Source organism: Pseudomonas sp. NPDC089741 (assembly GCF_044748825.1).
Lineage (GTDB): Bacteria > Pseudomonadota > Gammaproteobacteria > Pseudomonadales > Pseudomonadaceae > Aquipseudomonas > Aquipseudomonas helmanticensis.
On record NZ_JBIVGT010000032.1, the window covers coordinates 45,823 to 46,169 of the forward strand.

Annotated in this window: 1 protein-coding gene; it reads left to right on the top strand. The window is 59.7% G+C overall.

Annotation, left to right across the window (positions count from 1 at the left end):
* A partial coding sequence (locus ACIPZE_RS23525) for a glycine--tRNA ligase subunit alpha (RefSeq protein WP_400775604.1) occupies nucleotides 1-347 on the top strand: 347 nt, incomplete at both ends.

A 347-nucleotide genomic window follows, 5' to 3' on the forward strand; every position in this document is an offset into this window, starting at 1 on the left:
TACGATATGGAAGTAGGCGCCGGCACTTTCCACACCGCGACCTTCCTCCGTGCCATCGGCCCGGAAACCTGGAACGCCGCCTACGTGCAGCCAAGCCGCCGTCCGACTGACGGCCGCTACGGTGAAAACCCGAACCGTCTGCAGCACTACTATCAGTTCCAGGTCGTGCTCAAGCCCAACCCGGACAACTTCCAGGAACTGTACCTGGGCTCCCTCAAGCATGTCGGCCTGGACCCACTGGTTCACGACATTCGCTTCGTCGAAGACAACTGGGAATCGCCGACCCTCGGCGCCTGGGGTCTGGGCTGGGAAGTCTGGCTGTACGTCATGGAATTGTTTAATTTCTA